The organism is Leisingera sp. F5, assembly GCF_001593695.1.
This window is the reverse complement of the sequence record NZ_LUKH01001436.1, coordinates 1-1,031: the sequence shown is the minus strand read 5'-3', so window position 1 is coordinate 1,031 and position 1,031 is coordinate 1. Positions and strand designations below refer to the sequence as shown.

Here is a 1,031-nt window from a genome sequence, read left to right as displayed (position 1 = left end):
GCTGAATACCGAGCTGCGCAATGTTCCTGATGATCAGCTGTGGGCAATGAAGGACCGGCTGGGGATCACCAGCGATCTGGCCTCCTGCCACACCGCGATGGCCGGACCCTATGTGATCGAGGGCCATGTCCCGGCCAGCGACATCCAGCGGCTGCTGGCGGAACAGCCTGCGGCGTTGGGTCTGACGGTGCCGGGGATGCCGATCGGCTCGCCGGGCATGGAGATGGGGGATGAGCGCGAACCGTTCGACACCCTGCTGATCCTGGCCGATGGCAGCACCGAAGCCTTTGCCAGCCACTCCTGATCAAGACGGTCTGACCAAGAAAACCTGAACAAAAAAAGGCCGGGCGCTGTGCCCGGCCTTTTTGTTTCGTGATGCCGCTGCTTTAGTGACCCAGGATCTGGCTAAGGAACAGTTTGGTCCGCTCGCTTTTGGGATTGTTGAAGAACTCCTCCGGCTCGTTCTGCTCCACGATCTGGCCCGCATCCATAAAGATCACCCGGTTCGCCACCTGACGGGCAAAGCCCATCTCGTGGGTCACGCAGAGCATGGTCATGCCTTCTTCGGCCAGCTCGATCATGGTGTCGAGCACCTCTTTGATCATCTCCGGGTCCAGCGCCGAGGTCGGCTCATCAAACAGCATGATGCGCGGCATCATGCAAAGCGAGCGCGCAATCGCCACACGCTGCTGCTGGCCGCCCGACAGCTGCCCGGGGTATTTGTCGGCCTGCTCCGGGATCTTCACCTTCTCCAGGAAATGCATCGCCCGTTCTTCGGCTTCTTTCTTAGGCGTTTTGCGGACCCAGATCGGCGCCAGGGTGCAGTTCTCCAGAATGGTCAGATGCGGGAACAGGTTGAAGTGCTGGAACACCATGCCAACCTCGGAACGGATCTTGTCGATGTTCTTAAGGTCATTTGACAAGACGGTGCCATCCACCTCGATCCTGCCCTGCTGATGCTCTTCCAGGGCATTCAGACAGCGGATCAGAGTGGATTTCCCCGAACCGGACGGGCCTGCAATGACGATACG

Annotated in this window: 2 protein-coding genes; one reads left to right on the top strand and one right to left on the bottom strand. The window is 59.7% G+C overall.

Annotated features, from left to right (window positions below; genetic code table 11):
* Positions 1–304: DUF411 domain-containing protein (locus A2I95_RS42065; protein ID WP_291738175.1), on the top strand; the 304-nt coding region annotated here is incomplete at its 5' end.
* Positions 305–386: 82 nt separating this feature from the next.
* Here A2I95_RS42065 and A2I95_RS42060 read toward each other — a convergent pair.
* Positions 387–1,031, bottom strand: a 645-nt coding sequence (locus tag A2I95_RS42060) for an amino acid ABC transporter ATP-binding protein (protein ID WP_291738174.1), incomplete at its 5' end; no start/stop codon positions are given.